The sequence below is a fragment of the Parabacteroides distasonis ATCC 8503 genome (assembly GCF_000012845.1).
Taxonomy (GTDB): Bacteria; Bacteroidota; Bacteroidia; order Bacteroidales; family Tannerellaceae; genus Parabacteroides; species Parabacteroides distasonis.
Genome location: NC_009615.1, coordinates 3,758,065 through 3,781,928, shown reverse-complemented (window position 1 = coordinate 3,781,928; position 23,864 = coordinate 3,758,065). Strand labels below are relative to the sequence as shown.

13 protein-coding genes and 2 pseudogenes are annotated in these 23,864 nt (G+C 40.8%); 1 reads left to right on the top strand and 14 read right to left on the bottom strand.

Translation table 11 applies throughout. The annotated features are described in order from the left end of the window. Positions 1–10: 10 nt before the first annotated feature. From BDI_RS15650 to BDI_RS21280, 7 genes and pseudogenes are all read right to left on the bottom strand, one after another. Positions 11–1,828 (bottom strand): RagB/SusD family nutrient uptake outer membrane protein, encoded by a 1,818-nt coding sequence (locus BDI_RS15650; RefSeq protein WP_011967168.1) that lies wholly within the window; start codon positions 1,826–1,828, stop codon positions 11–13. A 23-nt stretch (positions 1,829–1,851) separates the two neighbouring features. Continuing rightward, complete coding sequence (locus BDI_RS15645; RefSeq protein ID WP_011967167.1) at positions 1,852–5,205, bottom strand: TonB-dependent receptor; 3,354 nt, start codon at positions 5,203–5,205, stop codon at positions 1,852–1,854. A 154-nt stretch (positions 5,206–5,359) separates the two neighbouring features. Beyond that, positions 5,360–6,361, bottom strand: coding sequence for a FecR family protein (locus BDI_RS15640; protein ID WP_011967166.1), 1,002 nt, complete (start codon positions 6,359–6,361; stop codon positions 5,360–5,362). A 68-nt stretch (positions 6,362–6,429) separates the two neighbouring features. Beyond that, a complete protein-coding gene (locus BDI_RS15635; protein ID WP_011967165.1) occupies positions 6,430–7,011 on the bottom strand; it encodes an RNA polymerase sigma factor in 582 nt (193 codons plus the stop codon). A 344-nt stretch (positions 7,012–7,355) separates the two neighbouring features. Continuing rightward, positions 7,356–8,129, bottom strand: coding sequence for an SGNH/GDSL hydrolase family protein (locus tag BDI_RS15630; RefSeq protein ID WP_041525605.1), 774 nt, complete (start codon positions 8,127–8,129; stop codon positions 7,356–7,358). 137 nt (positions 8,130–8,266) lie between these two features. Continuing rightward, positions 8,267–10,258 carry a glycoside hydrolase family 97 protein gene (locus tag BDI_RS15625; protein WP_011967163.1) on the bottom strand — a complete coding sequence of 664 codons (1,992 nt, stop codon included), beginning with the start codon at positions 10,256–10,258 and terminating at the stop codon, positions 8,267–8,269. 15 nt (positions 10,259–10,273) lie between these two features. After that, a pseudogene (locus BDI_RS21280) lies at positions 10,274–10,378 on the bottom strand (RagB/SusD family nutrient uptake outer membrane protein); the annotation flags it as partial. 145 nt (positions 10,379–10,523) lie between these two features. Here BDI_RS21280 and BDI_RS21465 point away from each other — a divergent pair. Further along, positions 10,524–10,664 (top strand): annotated as a pseudogene (locus BDI_RS21465) (IS982 family transposase); the annotation flags it as partial. A 305-nt stretch (positions 10,665–10,969) separates the two neighbouring features. On the opposite strand, the gene BDI_RS15620 reads toward BDI_RS21465, so the two are convergent. From BDI_RS15620 to BDI_RS15590, 7 genes are all read right to left on the bottom strand, one after another. Continuing rightward, a complete protein-coding gene (locus tag BDI_RS15620) occupies positions 10,970–13,675 on the bottom strand; it encodes a GH116 family glycosyl-hydrolase (RefSeq protein WP_011967162.1) in 2,706 nt (901 codons plus the stop codon). 64 nt (positions 13,676–13,739) lie between these two features. Beyond that, positions 13,740–15,566, bottom strand: coding sequence for a RagB/SusD family nutrient uptake outer membrane protein (locus tag BDI_RS15615; protein ID WP_011967161.1), 1,827 nt, complete (start codon positions 15,564–15,566; stop codon positions 13,740–13,742). A gap of 13 nt (positions 15,567–15,579) precedes the next feature. Then, positions 15,580–18,963, bottom strand: a complete 3,384-nt coding sequence (locus tag BDI_RS15610) for a TonB-dependent receptor (protein WP_158303808.1) — start codon at positions 18,961–18,963, stop codon at positions 15,580–15,582. A gap of 226 nt (positions 18,964–19,189) precedes the next feature. Beyond that, a complete protein-coding gene (locus tag BDI_RS15605) occupies positions 19,190–20,113 on the bottom strand; it encodes a FecR family protein (protein WP_011967159.1) in 924 nt (307 codons plus the stop codon). Positions 20,114–20,193: 80 nt separating this feature from the next. Next, positions 20,194–20,784 (bottom strand): RNA polymerase sigma-70 factor, encoded by a 591-nt coding sequence (locus BDI_RS15600; RefSeq protein WP_041525604.1) that lies wholly within the window; start codon positions 20,782–20,784, stop codon positions 20,194–20,196. A gap of 326 nt (positions 20,785–21,110) precedes the next feature. Further along, positions 21,111–22,322, bottom strand: coding sequence for a DUF418 domain-containing protein (locus BDI_RS15595; RefSeq protein WP_011967157.1), 1,212 nt, complete (start codon positions 22,320–22,322; stop codon positions 21,111–21,113). Positions 22,323–22,453: 131 nt separating this feature from the next. Continuing rightward, positions 22,454–23,599: a glycerate kinase gene (locus BDI_RS15590; RefSeq protein ID WP_011967156.1), complete on the bottom strand. Its 1,146-nt coding sequence runs from the start codon at positions 23,597–23,599 to the stop codon at positions 22,454–22,456. Positions 23,600–23,864: the final 265 nt, after the last annotated feature.

Below are 23,864 nucleotides of genomic sequence, written 5' to 3'. Positions count from 1 at the left end.
CTTTCATTAATTAGAAACCGGGATTATTAGGAGCCAACATCGGGTTACTACCCATATCGCTATCCTTGATCTTTATGTAATAGTTACGTTCCAAGAATACCTTATTAGGTTTCGGAGCCTTACCAGTCGTAAAGATATATTTACCTTCCCCCCAGATATACCATGGATAAAGCGCCATGGTCGGGAAATCAGCCATTTTGATATGCGCGATATGCCAACGCTTTAAATCCCAATGACGATGATTCTCATACGCCAACTCTACACGGCGCTCATTACGGATACGATCCAATGAAACCTCCCCGGCAGAAAGCGTACGGATGCCCGCTCTCTCACGAACCATATTCAATGCGGTAGCGGCATCGCCCGTCTTGCCTAATTCCATAGCGGCTTCCGCCTTGTTCAAATACATCTCGGCCAGACGGAACACCGGCCATGGAGCATCTGATTTATTCCCGGAGATATCCATCACTCCCTCGTCTGAGAACTTCTTCGTATAGAAGCCGGTCTTTCCAACATCCCCGGTATCCCATACGCCATCCTTACCTAAGATCTTCATCTGATTACCTTCCTCACCATAATACTCGTTCACGTTATTGCTGGTGATAAAACGGGCATCCCCAGATTTAGAGGCATCGTAAATACCCCGACGAATCTCGACGATCCCTCCCCTACATTCATCCATCGGTAAATAGAAAGTCGCCCGAAGACGTGGGTCCTTGTCCTTAAATAGATCCAATGGAGAGTCATATTTGATATAATTGCCAGAAGCATCCTTCAATTTCAAGGTACCGTCTGAACCATCTTTATATTCAAAAGCCTCTATTAAATCGAGTGTGGGATTCTGCCCGCAACCATAGCCATTCTGCACGAAGCTAAACGGCACATTCAATAAATCCCAAGAATGGCCTAGATCGGTAGCCAGAAACTCTTTCCAGAAGATAAACTCCGAACATCCTCTTTTCTCCAGAAACATATTCCGGAAGTTCTCCACCCGGTCCGCATACTGGTTGTAAAGCGTATATTTACCCGAGTTAATCACTTTATCCGCCGCCTCGATCGATTTCGCCCAATATGCGTTAGCGTCATCGCTATTCACGCCAACGATACCGTTCAATTGCACTTTGCCGTATTTAGCGATCGATGCCGCATACAATGCCGCACGAGATTGCAACGCATAAGCCGCATATCGAGTGGCACGGGTTCTTTCCACAGATTCACGGGTCTCCGGTAATTCCAAAGCGGACTCGTCTAATTCAGTTAGAATAAAATCCCAGACTTCTTGCTCCTTATCACGGGAAACTTGTAAGCCATACAAGTCTTCCGGACCGGTATATTGCTGTACTTCTGTCACGATAGGAACGCCTCCGTAGCGTTTTACCAGATTAAAATAATGGAACGCACGAATAAAACGAGCCTCGGCGATCAATTGCTGCCGTTTGCTTTCCGGCATCTCGGCCGCATTCAGCTCTTGTAATACCAGATTCGTCGCTCGAACAGCCTTAAAACCGTCCTCCCACAGACCAAACCACTCATCATTGAAATTCGCACGGGCAACGTCACCCGTACCAAGATCCCCAGCTTGGTAAGCTCCTGTACCCTCATCTGAAGCGGTCACTAAGCTGACATTCCAAACATCCCATCCCTCAAAATAAGTGGAGTTATGTTCCATCTGCATCTGGTTATACAATCTAGAGAACACTCCTGTTATCAGATTATCATCCTTCCAAACTTCCTCATCCGGCAAACGGTCGGTCACAGGAACATCCAAATCACAGGAAGAAAGTAATAAGGAAGCGCAACACAAGGAATAAATTATAGTTCTTCTCATCTTCATTTTTCTTTTAAATCCTATTAGAAACTAACGTTAACACCGAATGAATATACTTTCAATTGTGGATAATAGAAACTTTGCCAACCTTCTATTGCCTCTGGATCTGTATATTTGACATTCGTAATCGTCAAGGGGTTATACGCATTAGCGTATACACGCAAATGCTCAATACCCACCTTGCTTAAAAGATTCTTGGGTATGGTATACCCAATCTCAATAGATTTCAAGCGAACATAGTACGCATCAGTCGTCCAATAGGTGGATTTTTTCGAGTTATTATCATTACCCTCAATACGTAAAGAGGGGAATTTGCCCGGTACCCACTCACTATCCGGATCATTATAATCCGCCTTATGCCAACTATCCATCCATACACGGAAACCATTTCCCTCGCCCGGTCCACGGAAAGGACTGGTCAAGGCATTCAATACCTGCGTATAGTTCGAGGCTCCTTGAAATAAGATATTCACATCAAAGCCTTTCCAATCCGCAGCTAATGTCAACCCGAAATTTAAGTCAGGGAAAGTTCCTTTACCTATCACTTTCTCATCATTCGCATCAATCAAGCCATCTCCATTCAGATCCTTATATTTAATATCACCTGGACGTAACGATGAATTACCTTTACCATCTTGGATCGGTGAATTATAGATCTCATCATAAGACTGGAACTGACCGATATGTTCATACCCCCAAGTAACATTTTTCCAACGATATGCGCCATTGTCTCTCCAATTCTTATATTGATTCAGTGGTAATGCCTGCTCCTTATACAAATCCTTTTCACGAGCATAAGCCACATTTCCTTTGATCTGTAAATTCACGTTCCCGATCCGTTGGACAGTACCTAAAGACAATTCAAAACCACGGTTATCACTACTATTCAAATTCTCTTGCGGCAAAGGGATACCAGAGGTAGTTGGTAAAGAAGTGTTACGTGTCGCCGGATATCCTGTCGTCTTGCGATAAAAGTAATCGAACTCAAAACTAAGCTTACCGCCCCAGAAAGAGCCATCCAAACCAACATTCGTAGTCATTACCTTATACCAAGTAATATTCGGATTCGCCAAATTCGCTTCTTTCATACCATTCGTAATCGAAGCCGAAGAGTTTCCTGCACCTCCCAATATAAATCGATCCTCAAATTGCCATCCACTGACGAACTGACTAGCGTTTAGTTGGCTATCATTACCAATGCTTCCCCATGAGGCACGTAGTTTCAAATTATCCATCTGAGGTACCAAGTCTTTCATAAATTGCTCTTCAGAAATACGCCAGCCAGCAGATACGGCAGGGAAAAATCCCCAACGTTTATCCGGAGCCGTCTTATAAGAGCCATCATAACGGAAACTGAACTCAGCCATATATTTACCCGCATAGACATAATTCAAGCGGCCTACTAAACCGCCATATTTATAGACCGCAGAGTTTCCTTCATTATACATATTATCCACGTCACCTCTATCTAGCTCAGGTATAGCCGATGTTGTCGAATAATAACGTCTAGCCATGAACCAGTTCGTATTTGTCTCTTTCCACTCCCATAAAGCCAAAGCTTCCACATCGTGCAAATCATTGAATGTATTCTTGTAGTTCAATGAGTATTGCTGGGTAGTCTTATAATAAGGTTGAGTTTTCTCCATCAACTCTCCCTTCGCGACCTTCGTTATCGGGTTATACGTATCTTGAACCGAATCGTAGGTATAGAACGTACAGGCCGTCTTCATCTCTTTCTGAGCCAAGTTGGTATAATCATAGGCGAAGAAAGCACGGGCTTTTAGTCCTTTAAAGATCTCATAATTCAAAGCTAATTGACCGTTAAACTCGACATTGCGCTTATCCTTGAAGCCTGTAGCGTCACGATCGAGCATGGCTACCGGGTTCAATTCATTATTGTCCGAATTATAGTAGTAGTTTTTATTATTATTGGCATAGACAGGGACATTCGGAGCGTTCGACTTAATCGCTGTAAATAACTCGATACCTTCATCGCCCGTCCAATACGGATATTTATAATCATCGATATGACCGCCTAGGCCCACTTCAGCGTTCAATTTGCTGGTGATCTCAGCCGTAATATTTGAGCGGAAATTATAGCGCTTAAACTCTTGGGTAGATTTTAAGATACTCTCTTGATCCAAATATCCTAACGAGAAGAAATAGCGGATCTTCTCAGAACCTCCATTGATATTCAAATTATGCTGTTGTTTCGGGGCAACCTTGCGGACCGTTTCCGCATACCAGTCGGTGGACGGATAATTGATTGGGTCCGAACCTGTACGGTATTTCTCGACCTCTTCATCCGTAAAACGCTTGGATTGTCCGGCGTTCATCAACGCTTGATTACGGTAATAGGCATATTCATACGCATTCATCATCTCAAGGTTCTTTACCGGAGATTGCAAACCGATAGAATAGCTATAGTTAATTTTAGGGCGGCTCATCTCACCTTTTTTCGTCTCAATAATGATGACACCATTCACTCCTTTGAAACCGTACACAGCGGCGGAGGCATCTTTCAAGACGTTCATAGAAGCGATCTCATTCGGATCGATCTGGGTAAACGGACGTTCCACTCCATCCACAATAACTAACGGCTCTCCAAAACCACGAATATTAAATCGATCCGAGCTATCGACACCTGGCTCACCCGTAGACTCCTGATAGCGTACACCCGGGATCTTACCGATCAAGTTTGCCTTCATATTCGGTTGGCTAACCTTTGCCAGTTCCTCGCCCTTCAAGGAGGCGACAGCTCCGGTTAAGGTCGCTTTCTTTTGCGTACCATAACCGACCACTACGACCTCATCCAATTTTTGAGTATCTTCCGCTAATTTAATATCGACCCGAGTCTGCCCTTTTATAGCGATCTCTTGAGGGCGATAGCCAATATAAGTAATTTCCAGAATGGCATTGTTAGGTACTTCCAACAAGAAATTACCATCCATATCCGTAATTGTACCGTTGGTGGTACCCTTTACGGATACATTCGCTCCGATAACTGGCATCCCTAGATCATCTACCACCGTCCCCTGCACTTTCCTTGTTTGCTGGGCTACATTCGCTCGCTTTTCAGCGGATAGAGCGATTTGGTTGTTTTTAATAACATACGATATACCCATCTGATCGGCGATCAAATTAAGTACATTCTCGATATCGCTATCTTTTACGTTTACCGTAACCCGTTTCTCCATCGGAATCGAGTTTTCATTATAAAAGAAACGATAATCACTGATCCTTTCGATCTCTTTAATAACTTCACGAACAGGTTGTTGTTTCACAGATAAAGTTATCTGCGCCAAAGTGGCGTCCGTATAAGCAAATAGGAAGCCACACAATAAGATTGTTCGTACCGTTTGTTTAATTTTACGCATTTTCCACGTGTTTTTAATAGTATAATTTACACAATATGATACGCTTCCACTCTTTTTCGCAGAGTGGACTATTCACAAAAACATATCAAAAGTTAACGATTGATTTAGCTATATAAGCCCGACATTTGTTATCTCACGTCCTTCGTCATAGGCATTACTTTTTTTCATCAATAATAATAGTATCTCCTTTTGATGTATATATAATAGGCGATGTCAAACTGATTAGTTCGATAATATTATCCAAGCTATTATTGGTTATCACTCCCGTGAATCGTAATGCTTTAACCTTCTCACTCTTAAATACTACTTGGATATTATACATCCGGTTTAACAATACGGCGATCTCGCTTAAAGCCTCATCATTAAAAGCCAACTCATTATTCCGCCATAGACAGGCCCTATATGCGTCATTCAATGTGGATTTTTTCAGTTGCCCCGTGTTTTTCAAGTAAGTAACCGCTTGATCCGGCAATAAGAACGCCTCGTCTCGTCCGACACTCGTTTTTACTTTTCCTTGAAACAAGGTGACCACGGCTTGATTATCTTCTTCGTAAGCCTTTACATTAAAAGAAGTGCCCAACGCCTCTACCGCTAAATCGCCCGCTTGTACGACAAAACGATTGAGACTATCTTTCGCTACCTCAAAATAAGCCTCTCCATCCAAGGATATGATGCGCTCTCCATCTCCATATAGGTTTGTGTACTTGATTTCTGAGTCTGAGTTCAGCCAAACCTTGGAACCATCCGGTAAGACAACGCTCGCTTTCTGTCCTTTAGCAGCAAAGACCAGATAGTCTTTTTCCACACCAACCGACCGTGAATACCTTGTCAGCAGATGTCCTCCCAAACCGGCACAGATCACCAACAAACCAATAGCCGCATAACGCATGATATTCCGAAGAGAGAATCGCCCAACTTCCTTCTTCTCGGCCGCTACGCTCTCAATACGACTTTGTATTTTCCGGAACATTCGCTCCTTCAAATCCGTAGGAATAGAACTGTTAGACGCAATTTCCCATTTCCGCTGGATATAGTTCCTTAATTCATTCCGGGAAACATCGCTCTTGAACCAATCCACCAGAATCCGTTCCTCGTCATGAGTAGTCTCTCCTTTCAAGAAACGTTCTAACAATATGATATATTCACTCTTTTCCATACGCTTTACATGATTATATACTCTTTGCCCGAAGCGACTACTTACAAGCAAAGCGTTTTTTTTCGCATTTAATATTCATTAACAACAAAAGATAAGAGCCAAAGCAAGATCCCTTCTTCCGCCAAATACTTCCTTAAAAACTGAAGAGAGCGGTAAATCTGGGCTTCAACGGTTCTTTCGGAGATGGACAGACGTTGTGCGATTTCCTTCGTCGATAAGTGCTCTTTACGACTAAGCAAAAAGATTTCCCGACGGGATACCGGTAATTTATCAATAAGAGAATCAATATATTGTCCTATCGAATTTACCGTAATATCTTCTTCGACTTTTGGAGTGTCCCGTTCATCCCAATCTGCTTCTAAGGATTTCATATATAGCTCCGCATGGAAAAGGGAATCCCACTCGTCATACACTAAATTACGGGCAATCGTGAAAATATAGGAATCAAAATTCTTATCTATATCCAGTGAACCTCTCTTTTCCCAGATTCTAACGAAGACTTCCTGCGTCAAGTCCTCCGCCTCTAACCTGTTATACAATAAGGAATAGATAAAATTATAGATATGAGCGCTATACGATTCATATACAGACTGAAACGCCAGCATATTTCCTTCCTGCAGCCGAGAGATTATTTCCTTTGTTACTTTCATTTCTCAGAATTTGAAACTCTATCCTTATCATAACATTTACAGATAGTTACAGAGAATATTTCTTACAAAAACGACTAGTTTAAACGATCGTCTAGATTCGTCACAAAAATATATATTTTTCTCTGACCTACAATATTCAAAGCTTTCATTTATCTTCTTTCTTTTCATGTAGTTAGCTCTTCATAATGAAGCATATTCAATATTAAAAAAAACGGTTGATTTAGACGATCGTTTTAATCATTCATTTTCATTGTATGATAACAAAATAAGAGGCTTCCCTCACCACTATGAGACAGCCTCTTAACTCAAGGAGAAATAAATATATTATCTCCGATCTCCCTTCCTTACTTTTTTAATCCTGTTGCTTCCAACCAGACATTTGCCATTAACTGGCGGCCCGGTAAATCGGGGTGTACACCATCCGCTCCCCAATAACGAGCTGGAGCTAATTTTAACGCAGCGTCGAATGCCACTTGGTAGGGAACAAATATCGCATTAAACTCATCGGCTAGTTTTTTCAACGATACCCTGTAACCATCAAACTCCGGGAACCATTTGGCATCATCAATGGCGGATCCGCCACGTAAAGCGAAAGGTTCTCCTAGTACTAGTTGGACATTGGGAAGTTTTTCCTTCGTATAATGTAGCAGATCTCGTAAATCCCTTTCATAAATCCCTAATGATCCTTTATAATTTCCCATCAATATATGCCAGAAGTCATTTACTCCAATCAAGATACTTAGCACATCCGGCTGAATAGCCAAGGTATCCAGTTCCCAACGATCTCGTAACTGATATACCTTATTGCCCCCTACACCACGGTTATATATCTTCAATTGCTTATCAGGATAATCACTCAATAAGGTTGAGGCGGTAAATAAGGCATATCCCATACCCATTTGCTCGGGTGTATTACATTGGTTACAATCATATTTCCGAAACATATCCGTTATCGAATCACCTTGAAAAAGAATCACACTATCCTTTTCCAATTTAATCTTCGGAGATACATTTCCATTTTGTTTACTCACTACCGCCTTCGCTAATTCCGACATGGTTAACATTCCTAAGCCCGCAAAAGCCCCCTTTCTCAAAAAATCCCTTCTTGTGTTCATCATTCTAAATATTAAGATTCATTCTTCTTAATATATACGACTCATTCATTTAAATCACTTACAGAGACAGTCTTTTTTTATTCAAAAGAGGCTATCTCACTTTTTCGGAGATAGCCTCTTTCTACTGGAATAAAGTTCTTTTAGAAAGAGATGTCTACAGATTGGATATGCATAGCGGCACCACCATCGGAAGCGAGCGGTACTGTTATTTTATCCTTTGCGGTAACAGTAAAGGTCTCTTTGATAAGATGGTTAGGATTGGTATCCGTGTCTCTCGCATCTTTATAAAGAGTTACTTTATAATCTCCTTTACCGAGGAAATCCAAGGCTATTTCCACATCACGGGCTTGACTATTGTTGATCGCCCCAACGTACCAATCGTCTCCATGCCTACGTGCGATCGCTACATACTCATTGACAGAGGCATCCGGTACGACCGTTTTGTCCCAAGTAGTCGGTACGGTTTGTAAGAACTCGAATCCCGGCTGGCCTTCGTAAGCTTCCGGAGTATCGCAGATCATTCCCAAATAACTCTCCAATACGACATACATCGCTAGCATATGGCAGCGAGTACTAGTGACATAAGGGTTACTTTGTTGTATCTTAAACTTGTCTTTCGGAAGAGCCCGAAACCCGCCTAAATGATAATCGGCAGCTCCAGCCAATAAACGGGTAAAAGGCATAGATATATCATGATCCGCGGTCGTGACCATACATCCTTTGAAATTCTCATAATTGAGCGTCCCTTCCCGGGTAAATTCATTCGGATAAGTCCGATGTAATCCAGATGGCTTACTGGAACCATGGAACTGCACGAACAAATGATGTTTAGCCGCCTTTGCCAAGAACTCTTCCTGAATACGTATCATCTCTTGATCGTCACGATCCATGAAATCAATCATCATACCTACGACCCCCCATTTTTCAAACAAGGCAAAAGCCTCGTCAATCTTCGCATATAAAGGTTTCCAATTCGTCCATAAATGGATTTGAACACCTTGGCTTTTCGCATAATCGCAAATCTCTTGCATATTCAAGCTAGACACAGGTTTCGTAATGTCCGAATTTTCCCCGGGAAACCCGAACCATGTCCCATCATCTGTATACCAAGGCTGTTCCGCATATCCATATATTGAATGGAAATCCAAACCATTGCGGGCAGCGAAATCTATATAATATTTATTGGTCGGGAAATTATTACCCCCCAAAAAGGTCGTATCTGGTGTTACGTTCCCATTCCACCAAGTAAAAGTTGTCTTGCCGGGTTTGATCCATGAGGTATCCTCTATTTTACACGGCTCATTGAGGTTTGTCAATAAATCAGACTCTATCAAGGCTCCTACCCGGTCACTGATCATGAAAACACGCCATGGAGACTGATGCGGAAGACTCGCCTCCACTTTTATCTGTTCTTGATTAAGCTTAGGTGATAACTTACCTTGTAAACACCCATTTTCTTTCCACAGATACATTCCGGCATAATCCCTGACAGCCGCTTCCGTAATAGCCATAAAAATATGGTTCGGATATTCGAACAACGCAGGCATATCCATTAAATTCCGCTCTTTTATTTCCTCATATTTCACATGTGAATATGTGGCCTCGTGCGAGGTTTGATAAGAAGGTAAATACATACCCAAGAATTTAGGATTATCCACTACGTTAAATGCCGTATTCTCATCGTACATAACATATGTTTTCCAATTCGGTTGCTCTGGAAATTCATAACGGAAAGCGATACCGTCATTAAATGCCCGAACCACAAGATTGATCTTCCGAAAAGGAGCGGCCGTTTCCTCTAGGGGAATAACCACCTCCTTCGACAAGCTATGGACTGTTTTCGACTTACCGACAATTAACTCGTATGTTTCCTCTTTTGTACTGAAAACCGGTTTGTTCATCTTAAGCCCTTCTCCAAAAGCCCCGTTATCGAAAACGAGGCTTAAGGGAGAATTTTGCACCAATGCCTGCTTTTGATATTGAATATCATAAACCGGATGTTCTCGCTCAAGTGTCAATGAGAACTTCAACTTGCCGTTTGGAGAGGTAAGTTGCACATTTTTACGTGCAAACAACGATAGATTCCCAATAACAAGGAAAAAGATCATTGAAAAAATTGTTACTTTCTTCATATATTCAAATTAAGATTATTCATACGCCGGATTTTGCTTTAAATTCGGATTTGCGTCAACCGCTTCTTGTGGGATCGGGAACAGACTCCGGAAATCCCCGTTTGGTTTGTGAGAAAGCCATTAATTAGGTAGCCCCTCCACCTTACCTGTACGTAATAAACATTTCGGTTTCATCATACAGGCTCACACTAAACGGAAGGCCATAAAATCATTATTTATGTAAGTCTTATTACTCATTAGCAAATTAACAGTCCCTAATTTAAGAATTTCAAATCGTTACATACACAATTTATATGCAATATTCGCCAAAACCCTTGAGATATGCAAGGCATTCTCAAAAGAACATGTTAACGAGAAAAGAAATATACCTCGTCAAGATATTGTTCCAAAATTCTCTGACATAGAAAAAACAAAAACAGATAAGTATAGATTTATTTCCGTACCATGAGGTTACATACATCCAACAAGATTCACCCTTTGCTCATTCTCTTTATGGAGAACAAGTAAAAATAGTAAAATAGGCTCTAGAAATTGTTCTGCATAAAGAAGGGATTATCTCACATGAATCGGAGATAATCCCTTTCAGCTGGAATAAAGTTCTTTTAGAAGAAACGCCTACAGATTATGCATACGCAATATTGCCATATTTTCTCCAACATAACTTATGCTCATTAAAATTAATGAGCCAGACAAAGTAAAAGTCAAGTCTCTCTATTCTTTATAATCTAACATTAAAAAATCCACTTCATCAGCACGAGGCAAAATTGATTTTTCTGTATTTCTCTGTACTATTTGATCCCAATAGGGAGATAAATCTAGCATTTTACCTTTTTCAACAGTAAATGCAGGAATCGCAATTTCTCGCTTATGCTCCGCAGCCACACCATTTGGAACTGACACAATTTTCGATAGTACCACCTCATCATCTCCAAATGTTTTAGTAATCTCTAATAATGCTTTTTTCCGAATTGGATCTAATGAAAGTGTTGCCCAAAACGTCGGATAATACAACGGAAGTACAACTTTATCTTTCCCTTCCACAATAGGCGCTAAACGCAATTCTTGACGTGGTACGTTCAGGCCTGCTCCGGCTAACACATCTGTCGAAAACCAAACTACAGGTGCTGACATATATGAAAGCTCTGCCGGATTCCATAGATTCTGACACCAAGTCCATCCCTGTCTCAAATGAACGAGTTGAATGTGTTTCATTATATCTAAAGCATCCTGACAATATCCTGCTTGCCATGCAGTATATCCTGTATAACTTTCTAAATAAAATGGCCAACATTGCGAACCTCTATTATCTATCCCTCTATTTAGGGTAATATCCCAGACTTTATTAGCATAATAATCCGGAGTCTTAGACAATGAAATCTTAAATTGTGAGACCAATGAGGCTTTCGTCATCTCCATCGGAATAACATCTCCCCAACCACAATAACGACTCACAAATTGTCCTCCCAACTGTCCAGTGAATAAGAGATTATCTTTCCTGCCTGAGCCATCCAATTCACAACCATAAGAAAAGAACCGCCCATTCCATAATAGACGAATCATATCTTTCTGGGTTTTATCAAATTGTTCTTTATATTCATTTTCACGAACAGTATCTTTCATCGCTTGAGCAACAACCTGCGCTGCTCTTAACGTCGCTAAATAAATACTTGCTCCATAACTATACACAGGTGGATGTGTAAAATCATCATAAGTTGTTCCTCCTATAGGAATGTTGAGGCCTTCTGGCATTAATGACTTTAAAAAGTCCATACCATTATACACTCTCCCAGCATAACGACTTAAATAATGAAAATCTCCTGTCTGTTCATAATCTTTTACCAGTTGGATAATCCAACCACCCGTATTATCAATCATCCAGCCATCCTCTGTGGGTATACGTCCGCCAACAGTTCCCATACCAAAATAATAATGACCGATAAAATGGGTAATATTACCTTTTGATTGCTGAGCGTCAGCGAATATCATCATCTCAGAACGATCTAGTTGAGTGAAAAATTTCTGATAGAATGGATGAGATGAAATTCGTTGATCCATCGTTCCGGCCAATCCACCCATACCTCCTTCATTTACAGTTACATCTCCTTTCTTATTTAAAATCATATTTGTATAGATCACATAACCGCTATTAATCAGCTTAAACTTATACCAATCTGGCATGGTACTATTCAAGACAGGCAACTGCCATTCTGTTGTTTTTTCCCTAAATCTCTCACGATTTCCGTATCCATAATCAACCAATTGTTCTAAACGATTGAAATAATTATGGAAATACCGCCCATAGTCACTACCCCCAACCCAATAATATTCTAACGGGTCATTTTCCCGGTCAATCATCATCTCCGGATAAAACCAAACTAACATGAAACGAACGGTCTTCTTTTCTTTGGCCTTCAATTTTGTTTTTAACGCAACAGCACTACCTCCCATCTGTTTACCCGGAATACTTAATAAGGAAACATCCTTGGATATATCCTCAAAACGTCCTTCTTGCTTAAACAAGTCCCAAGCCTCATGAGTCTCTTTTATATTAAATGAGGGTAATACCGATACTTCCACATCTTCTCTAGATTCCGCTAATACGGCGACTTCATTAACATAGTTTTGAAAATTCGCACGTTTAGGTTTTAACGGACCCGAAGCGAATTGACGTATTCCCTGCATCTTCCCACAACTCCAAGATTCCGAATAGGTTTGTTCTAATGGACGCTCAGGCCAAGCCTCCCCATTACACAAACTATTACGCTCCTGTCCGAATAATTGCCCATCCATTCCTTTAATATCATCTGGTTCTTTTATCCCCCTTCCAATAAAATCTTCCCAGGAAAATGCAATAGAGACCTCTCCCCCTTCTTGCGAAACCAAATCTACATCAAAGAAAACAACAGGTAAACTAGAATTCTTCACATCATGCGGAATCAACGGGGAAAAAGCACGTATCGTCGCATTTATTCCAGGAATAGAATTCCCAAAATCCATCTCTACCCGTGGAAATAGTCCTGTATAATAAATATCTTCGACACCCAATAACCCATACTGAGGTAAAGAATCACGAACTAACCTCACAACTGCGGTTTCTTTTGCCCCTTTATACCATAAGGAGAAAAAAGATGCTGTACTTTTACGAATCGGCAAATGAATATTATTCAAACCAATACGTGCGAAACGACCATCCGGAGCAAATTCAACATTTCCAACTCCAATTCCCCCCAATGGGACACCACTATTACCCGGATGATTCTCCAGTTTCAAATAATCAAAATCGGTACGTCCACCCAACAAGCCTTTCGAGGGAATAAAACGAACATTGGCAGCACCTGCTCCATAATTATCTTTTTGCGCCTCTGACGAGAGATAAAAAGATAATAAACACAAAACTAATAATATACGATTTTTCATTTTTTACAGTCATTTAAAAGAAGAACCTGACTCATCAGTTTCAGCATCAGGTTCTTCTATCCAATTAATACCCCGGATTTTGAATTAATTTCGGATTCGCAGTGATTACGGAATAAGGAATAGGACACATATACATCTTTTGAGTGAACACATGCGGATGACTAGACAAAGGTAAACGTTCGTAAATCCACTCTCCTGAGTTATCTGCCGGACTTGAATTATAGATTTTCATCCCATGAAGCTCTTTATTCAACACCTCCGAAGCAATCCCCCAACGAACTAAATCATACCAACGTTTATTTTCAAAACACAATTCCACTCTTCTCTCACGTTTAATGATCTCTCTCATTTCAGCTTGATTTATCGCTTTCGCCCCGTAAGTCTCTTTTAAAGAAGGTAAATTACTACGTTCCCTGATCTGATCAATAGCACTGTATACGCTCGCATCCGGACCCGCAAATTCATTTTGAGCCTCAGCATAATTCAATAGAACTTCAGCGTAACGGAAATACACATAATTAATACCATATCCCCAGGAAGAAGGCTCCCAATCGGGATCCATTCTCTTTTTGAAATAATAGCCTGTACGTGTAACGTCCGATTGACCAAGCTCTATCTGATTCTTCGACACATTCACCTCGTCAATGCGGGTATAAATTGTATCCGATTCAGGCATCCAATTCATTTTATAAGGAGCACCATCATATACAATAAAATCATAAAAACGTTTCTCTCTATTTTTGTACGGATGTTTCGGGTCATAACCGGAAGCCGGATCCGTAATCGGTAATCCATTTTCCATCGCAAATTGATCTACCAGTTCTTGGGTCGGGCAGAAATTCCCCCAAGTATAATATTTTCCAAGAATATAGGTAGGCCCTCCTTTTTGAGCAAAATCGGATTTTAGGTCATCTATATTACGCATCAATTGACGATCCCAAATGACCTCTGAGTTATATTCTGTCGCTTCACTCCAAAAATTAGCCATATTAGGAAATAGCTGATAAGCTCCTGCAAATAGATCAATAAACTTTTTATTCGTAATAGCTGCTCTTTCCCATCTTTTAAGATCATAATCACCAAAGCCAACCATCTTGATCTGTTCAGGAGTCGCACCAGTCCCGTCTGCCGCAACAGGTATATTCGAATTAAAACCCGGGCTCGCAGCATATAATTCAACCCAACCTTTCAATGCGAGAGCTGCTCCCAAAGTCGCACGTCCCGCATCTGAATCTCCATTATTGTATTTAACAGCTAAATATCCATTGTTCACAATTTCCTCTAACTCCTTACAAATAAAATCATATGTTTCTTCAAAAGTATTCCTCGGACGATACAATTCCTCTTCCGCCATCGTATTTCGGTCTAATGGTTCTGTCAATAAAACCACTCCTCCAACATGCTGCCATAAACCGGCGTAAAAAAATGCTCGCAAAAAACGTACCTCATCTATTCTTTGATTTATCCATTCTTCCGAATAATTCATTTTATGAGCCTCGATCTCAAATAGAAACTCATTACACTTCCGGATACGTTCATACACATTGCTCCATTTCATAAAGCCATGTGCCACGTCGTCTTGCACCATTGGATAACCTCCACGCACCTCAGGAGTAGCAATACCTTGTTTCCATTGCCAAGAGGCCCAATAAGGCCCTCCATCGTTATCATCAGTATAACTATCTAAAGGATCCGGCGTATTCGGTTTATCCAGCGTACTATAGATACCATTCAAATAGATATCAGCATTTTTCTCATTCTCCCATTGATTGAGTTCTGTTAATGTATTCCGCGATTCTGTATCCAAGAAGTCACTACAACCACTCAGCATAAAAATAAACAATGCGAAAATGGTACAATATAATAAATTCATATATTTAGAGTCATTCATATATCTACGTTATTTAAAATGTTACATTCAAACCGATAGTATTCGCTTTCTGCAAAGGATAACCCTCGTCACGCTTTTCATAATCAATCTCAGGATCAATAAAACCTAAATTACTAAAAGTCAATAAATTTTGACCAGTCCAATAAATTCTGACAGAGTTCAAACCTGCTTTTTTAGTCCAAGCAGAAGGTAACGTATAGCCTATCACAATATTTTTCAATCGTAAGAAGTTCGAATTCCGCATCCAGAATGAACTAGAATAAGGTCCAAAGCCATTATCATACTCAGAATTCGTAGTATTATTCTTATATGGAGACTGAGTAATACGTGGATAACGTGCGTCTTGACGCTCCGGAGTCCAATAATTATTAAAGAACTCATAGGAGACATTCGTGTTATTCAATCTAAAAGGAACTGTCACATATCCTTGTGTATTAATACTAGCTTGCGCAGCTCCTTGGAAGAATAAACTTACATCAAAGCCTTTCCATTCAGCCGTTAGAGTAAAACCATACGTAATACGAGGATAAGGCGCATATCCCACAACTGTTTCATCCCAAGCATCAATAACGCCATCCGGGGTTCCCTCCGGCCCACTGATATCCGCATACTTCACATCTCCCGGATGTAGGACCGCTCCGAACTGATCGATCATATACCCATCATCCACATTAATAACACCATCACTATTCTTATCATCCGCCGTAGAAAACAAACCTAATGCCTTATAGCCAAACGGTGTTTTCCACGATCTTCCCGTACGGCGTCTGTTTGGACTATTATAAGTATCCAACGATTCATAGATCTTTTCCATCTCATTCTTGGCATAACTAAAATTACCATCAAAATGCAACATCAACCCGTTTGGTAACATTTTATTTACCCCAATTTGAAATTCAAACCCTCTATTATTCATGACACCAGCATTCTCTTCCGCCAAACCAAGTCCATATTCAACAGGAACATTAATATTAGGTGAAAGTAACATACCCTCTCTTCTTTGATAAAAGTAATCACCTGCAAAAGTCAACAGACCATTAAAGAAAGACGCATCAATTCCAATATTCATACTTTCAGCCTTCTCCCAAGTAATATTCGGATTAGCTTCCCGAGGCATTTTAGATCCTTGAACCAATGTGTTCCCAAACGCATAAGCATTATTGAACAACTCATAGGCTGACAAATACTGGAAAGGATCACCTGCCAAGTTTCCTGATTGTCCCCACGAAGCCCTAATTTTCAAATTATCTACCCATGAAATATTCTCTTTAAAGAACTTTTCTTCTGAGATTCTCCATCCCGCTGAAAAAGATGGGAAGAAAGCCCAACGCTTACCCGGGGCAAAATAAGAATGTCCATCATAACGTCCGGAAGCTTCTACCAAGTATTTTCCATCATAACCATAAGTAGCACGATAAACAATACCGGCCTGGGTCGTTTGTGAACTTGATCCTCCATTATTAAAGTCCATCTTATCAGAGTTACCCATATCCATCTCATCCATATCTACCTGAAAGTTCTTCCGATAGGCACTAAACCAATTAGACTTTGTATCTCTAGCCTCAAATACCAACAAACCTGTTACTTCATGCTTTCCAAATGTTTGAGCATAATTCGCATAAGCTTGATATGTCAAACGTTCATTTTTTATACTCTTTTGGTTTAAAGAAGTAATCTCTTCTCCATTCACGGCTTTCTTATAAGTATATGGAGATGTAGTTTCATCCATTATATAATAATAGTTAGGCTTAGTCCATGTTTTCTCATACCTAAAATCCGGGTCATAACTAAATACCCCTTTCACACTTAACCCTTTGATAAAAGGGAGTTGTTGTTCTATAGAGATAGTCGTTAATAGAGTATTATTATCCCGTCTATCATAAGACCCACTATTCAGCTCTCCCCCGGGACTACTACCGTTCGACTCACCCGGCAGCCCATTGCTAAAATATAAGTTTTTAATCGGCATATATCCCGGGGCAAATGGAGCCGGACCTAAATTATTCCGTTCAACCGTCCCATTCATAGCAAACGCCAATTTCGTTGTTTTAGTTGCATCCATGTCTACTTTAGCATTCATGCTATAACGCTTATAGTATACAGGATCAAACATTCCCTGCTGATCAAAGTAACCTAATCCTAAATAATAGCGTACCTTTTCGCTTCCACCAGATAATGATAAATTATAACTTTGAATCGGTGTGTTAAAATTGGCCATTTCATCATAGAAATTACTATTTGGATATTTATCCGGATCCAACGCATGTAATCTATCATAATCCGCAATCAAATCAGGGCTAAAAGGAAGGCTACCACCTTGAGGGATCTGCCCGTTATTATCATTTAGATAAGCCTCATTACGCAATGTCATATAGTCTTTAGCATTTACCATATCCGGATATACCGTAGGACTCTGCCAGCCATAATAAGCGTTTAACGACAAGGTCGGTTTCCCTGTTTCTCCCTTTTTAGTCGTAATCAATACGACACCATTAGCACCTCCTAAGCCATAAGGAGCGATAGCCGCCGCATCTTTCAATACACTGATGGACTCTATATCATTTGGATCGATCTGATTCATATTATCTCGAATCACACCATCGACAACAATCAATGGCTCTTGTTTCCCTGTACTACTAATTCCTCGAATATAGATTTTTGGATTATCTTCTCCCGGCTTACCATTACTTGGGCGCATACTTACACCTGAAAGCTTACCTGCTAACGAACCAGACACATTCGGCGCAATATTTTTCTTCAGATCCTCACCTTTTATATCCTCTATAGCCCCTGTCTTTGTCGCTTTCTTTTGGACACCGTAAGCAACAACCACGACCTCTTCCAGTTTTTGAGTGTCTTCTATAAGACTAACATTTATATTATTTTTACCTACTGTAGCTACCTCTTGTGTAAGATACCCAATATAGGACACTTGTAAGCTCGCACCAAGTGGTATATCAAGCGTATAATTTCCATCTATATCCGTGATCGTCCCCAAAGTAGTCCCCTTTACAACAACATTCGCTCCGATAATAGGCTCCCCATATTGATCTTTTACAATTCCTGTTATCTTCGTTTTTTTATCGACAGAGGTTAAGATATCCTTCTTCAAGATAATATTCTTTCCTTGGATCTCATACGTCAGCCCTTGACCACGCAAAATTTGTTCGATTACCGCATTGATCGATTGATTTTCCGAAGACACGGATATTTTCTTCCCTGTATCCACGTCCGCAGACGAGAATACAAACGAGTAGCCACTCCTACTCTTCAGCTCATCCATCGCTTGTTTTACTGTTATATTACTCATTTTCAATGTTATATTCTGAGAACTAACAGTTAAATTTAAGCAAAACGAAGCCATGGCCACATAAATGACCTTTTTTACAACTTTCATAAATAGCTTAATTTTTAGTAATTTAACTTGTGATTGATGATGACCTTTCAGAGGATTGATTACATTTGTATTCCTCATCCAGATCATTTGCATAATGTAATTTGAGGATTTATGAGTCGGAGGATCTAGCCCATTCTCCGATTCCTTTTATGATCCTGTTACTCCTTTTTTAATCTCCTTCCATATTCTCCATATTAAAACAATTTTAAGGTTAAACAATTATCTATCACTTCGCATAAAGCAGAATACTATCACCTTCCACTTTATATCTTACTTGATTTGTCGCAGTTATAATATCTAACACATTATAGATAGTCTGTTCTTTTCTATTGAATAACGCATAAAAGCGATTATGGGTTAACTGTTCATCCGCAATATGAATCTTCACATTATAGCTACGATTCAGTTCTTTCACAATGTCAGATAGAGGCATCTCATCGAAGAATAGTCCATCGTTTGTCCATTCCTTAGCGTTTTTCACTTCCGCTCGGCTTATAATCATTTCCCCGGTAAGTTTATTCAAGGTAATCTTCTCTGAAGGAGACAAGTAGTTTATTCCCATCTTCTTTACATAATTCTCTAGCTGAACTTTTCCTTCCAACAGATTCACGGTTACCTCTTCGTCCTCGTCATAATTCCGGAAGTTGAACTTAGTACCCAATACTTTTACATTCAACTCTTTCGTCATTACATCAAAAGGTAACTTCTCATTTTTCCTCACCTCAAAATAAGCCTCTCCATTCAGCCGAAGATGGCGGTCTTTCACCCCAAAACCTTGCGAATATACGATCTTTGAGCCAGCGTTTAACCAGACCAATGTGCTATCCGGTAAAATTAGCTTGGTCTTGGCCCCTAAAGGAGCTTCCACCAAGATATCCGCAAACTGGTTCTGTAATTGCCGCTCACCCCACCAATAGGAAATCGTAGAAGCGATCAATAATAGGATAACCGCTGCCGCACCATAAACGATTTTAGGAATATTGAAAACCGTACGGCGTTTTTGCTGGGTACGAGAAACAAAACGATCGAACGCCTTATCGACATTATAGGCACAGGAATCATCGGCAACCAAAGCAGAGAACCAAAGTTCTTGTTCTTCATGATCAGGTAATGATCGCTCGTTTTTCGTATGTGATTTCTTTTCTTCCATATAGATTAAATATCCAGCTTTTATATATAAGACAGTTATTTCTCCTCAAGGGGTAGTGAGAAACATCAATTTTTTCATCCTCACAAGGAGAAAAATGATATCAACAAGATCAGATACTTCCTCAGATCTTGATGTAGGCGGGTTAAAGCTATCTTTATGTGGTATTTAACCGTATTGACAGAAATTCCTAGCTCTGTAGCGATTTCCTCATTTTTCTTATGCTCAAAACGGCTTTTCCTAAAAACTCGTTTACATTCATCGCCTAAACTATCGATTGATTTTATGATCTCCTTCTCTAACTCCCGTTCAAGTAATATACCGAGCGGCTGTTCATCCGATTGTATCATAGCGTCCCACCCTAAGGTCTCAGACTCAATCTTCGAGAAACGAACTTCCTTCTTTTCCTTTTCTGATGAGATATGGTTATAACAGCGGTTCCGCACAGCCCGCATTAGATAAGCACGAAGAGAGCTATTTATATCCAATGTCTCACGGATTTCCCACAGATGAAATATCACATCACCAACTATAGTCTCCGCTAGAAATGGATCGCCAACCAACTCATTCGCAAATTGACATAGTACCACATAATGACGATCATATAAATATCGATAAGCATCTTGCTCGCCATTTCGTAATTTTTGCACTATTAACCGCTCCTTAACATCCATCTCATCGCAAAGATGAGATTTTAAAATGAAAATTAAAAATATTATTTCTAATTATACGATCTTCCATCCACAGCTTTTTCATTTACCGCTCCGTTTAAATGAAGCTTCTTGTAGATTTTTATATGCGCTCTGGTTTTCTGTGGAAGGATTCGGGACAAACACGTACGACTTTCATCCAAAACACGTACATGTTTTTTCAAAAAGTCGTACGTGTTTTGGATGAAAGATCATCGTGCTTTTTTGACTCTGATTTTTAGCATTTTATACACTAGACTCATCAATGGTCTTATTGTACGGAATTTGTATTGAGAACAAAGCTTTCCGGCTTAACCCAAACGGATGGGTTGCCATCTCATATACGTGCCGGTCCGCCATAACCACTCCATCGGGCCGTAGCGCAAGCCCGACAGCCAATATTGGCTAAAGGCTATCTGTATAGCCGTAAATCCAAGGCAGACCAATACACTCAAGAAAACACCCAAATGGCTCCAATCCAAGCCAAAACCGGAGAAAATAAAGACACCGGTCACGGATTGTACGATATAGTTTGTCAATCCCATACGCCCATAGCTAACCAATGGTTTCATGGCATTTTGAACTTTTACCGAGCGGTAAGCCTCTAAGACCAACACCACCCACAGATAAGCCGTCATCAGATTAATCAAGTTAGTTGTCGTAGCACCCATCCACGCATTGATAGAGACCTCACGCCAAGATGCGGCAGGTATATAAGGTTTTAGCAGATACAACAAGCCGATTAAAACCAACGCGACCAACGCCCCGTAATTCAAACGGCTACGGAACTCATCCATGCGTTGGAACAAGCGGATTCGGCCTACGATAAATCCGAGGATAAACAATCCCAAGGTCAGATAGATACGACCGCTGGCAAACTGGAAATTCATTTTTCCTACCAATCCGTCCCAAGCGTTGTTCTCAATGGTCTCGGCTAATGTCGGGACTCGCCGGGGAACCTCAGCACGAGCGATAGGTGCGGCAGCCGGTCTCTCCACCACTTGCTCGACGGCAGGAGCCGTTACAGCCTTATACGCTACGGGAATTAGCGAGGCACCGCCCAAGAAAAGGAAAAGGGTGATTCCCACCAATAATTTAGTAGGCCATTTATACATCAATACCAATACAAAACCAAGCAACGCATACACCAACAAAATATCTACACGGACTAATAAACCATGAACAAAACCAATCACCAGCAATAGTACCAATCGCCATAAAAAACGAGGACGGAAATCAACACCTTTTTGAGCTGCCCGATCCATCTGGATAAAGAAGCTCAAACCAAACAGGCAAGAAAATATAATGAAGAACTTGCCGAACACCAAGTAATTAATAAACCACCGAAAAATCTCATCCAGCGTCCCTTCCCAAGGGAACATGGCTTGGGGAGCCATCGTCCCCATAGCGCCAAAATGCTGCATCCCATGAATCAAGCAAATACCAATCAAGGAGAAGCCACGCAGAGCGTCGATTACCGTAATACGTCCACCGGACGAAGCAAGTGTCTTATTCATTTCCATATCCGTAATAATTTTTATTCTTATTCGTTTTTTCAAGTTTGATAACGCGAAAGTAAATGGTGGCACTAAACACCGCAATACCTCCAAACTCCAAAACGAAAACAATATACCTTATCACGAATATCCCTATGTTAATGATTCATATAGTATTGGATTACACGCAATTGTTGTTCCAAGGCACGCCCAATATTCCGGCAGGTGAAATCCTTATCCATCGCCTGCTCCAAGGAAACCGGATAAGGAAGAAGTGGTAAGACCGCCAGAAACCCGGATTTATTAAGTGCCTCTACCTCCTCTACGGAACCACCTATTACGATAACCGGGATATCCTGTCTCACACCTGCCTGCAACACTCCGAATGGGGTCTTTCCCATGCAAGTCTGTTTATCCAGTTTACCTTCTCCCGTAATAATTAGATCCGCCCCCCGTATACATTCATCAAAACGCAAGGCATCCAGAACCATCCGGATACCGGGTTTAAGTTCAGCCTTTAGGAAAGCGACAAATCCTCCACCTAAACCACCTGCGGCTCCCGCACCCGGAATGTCGTCTATCTTTATTCGTCCCGTTCTTTTTATGACTTCCGCAAAATTTCGCAAGCCCTCATCCAGCAAACGGACCATAGCGTCATCCGCTCCCTTTTGGCGGGCAAAGACATACGCCGCCCCTTTCTCACCATAAAAAGGGTTATTCACATCGCAGGCTATGGTAAATGAAGTTTCCCGCAATTGCGATAATGCCCTTGAACAATCGATCTCATAAATCCGATTAAGGATCTGCCCACCCAATTCCAGCTCATTCCCGTCTCTATCAAGAAAACGAAAACCCAAGGCCTGCAACATACCGGTTCCTCCGTCATTTGTCGCGCTTCCCCCTATTCCTATTAAGAAATTCCGGCAGCCACGCTCCATAGCGTCTTTTATCAACTCTCCGGTTCCATATGTCGTTGTTCTCAAGGGATTACGCTCCGACACAGGCACTAACGTAAGGCCACTCGCTGTCGCCATCTCGATAACCGCCGTACGATTATCCCCCAGTATCCCATAAGTAGCCTCGACCGGCCTCATCAACGGATCATGTACGACACAAGATACGACTTCTCCACCCATCGCCGTAATCAAAGTCTCCACGGTACCTTCTCCCCCATCCCCAACCGGGATTTTCACGACCTCGCAATCCGGAAAAACCTTATGGATCGCCAACTCGGCACATTCAGCCACTTCAATAGAAGATACTGAGCCTTTAAATGAATCGGAAGCAACAACAATTTTTCTCATTTAATCTCCTTTTTACACATAATAATAAAATAAATCAATTCCTTCAAGATGCCCCAATATATAGATTTTAAATCAAATGAAGTACTACTTACTTGGGTAGAGAAGATATACTTCATTGGCAAAGTAAGCTATCTCCTGTGACAAAATAAGTATATCTCCTGCGACAAAAAAACTAAAAGTGACATTTTAATGCGGTTACCCTTCATAGTCTTTCAAGAATTTGTCTAATAGTATTCAAATTTTTATTTTTGCATTTATTATAATA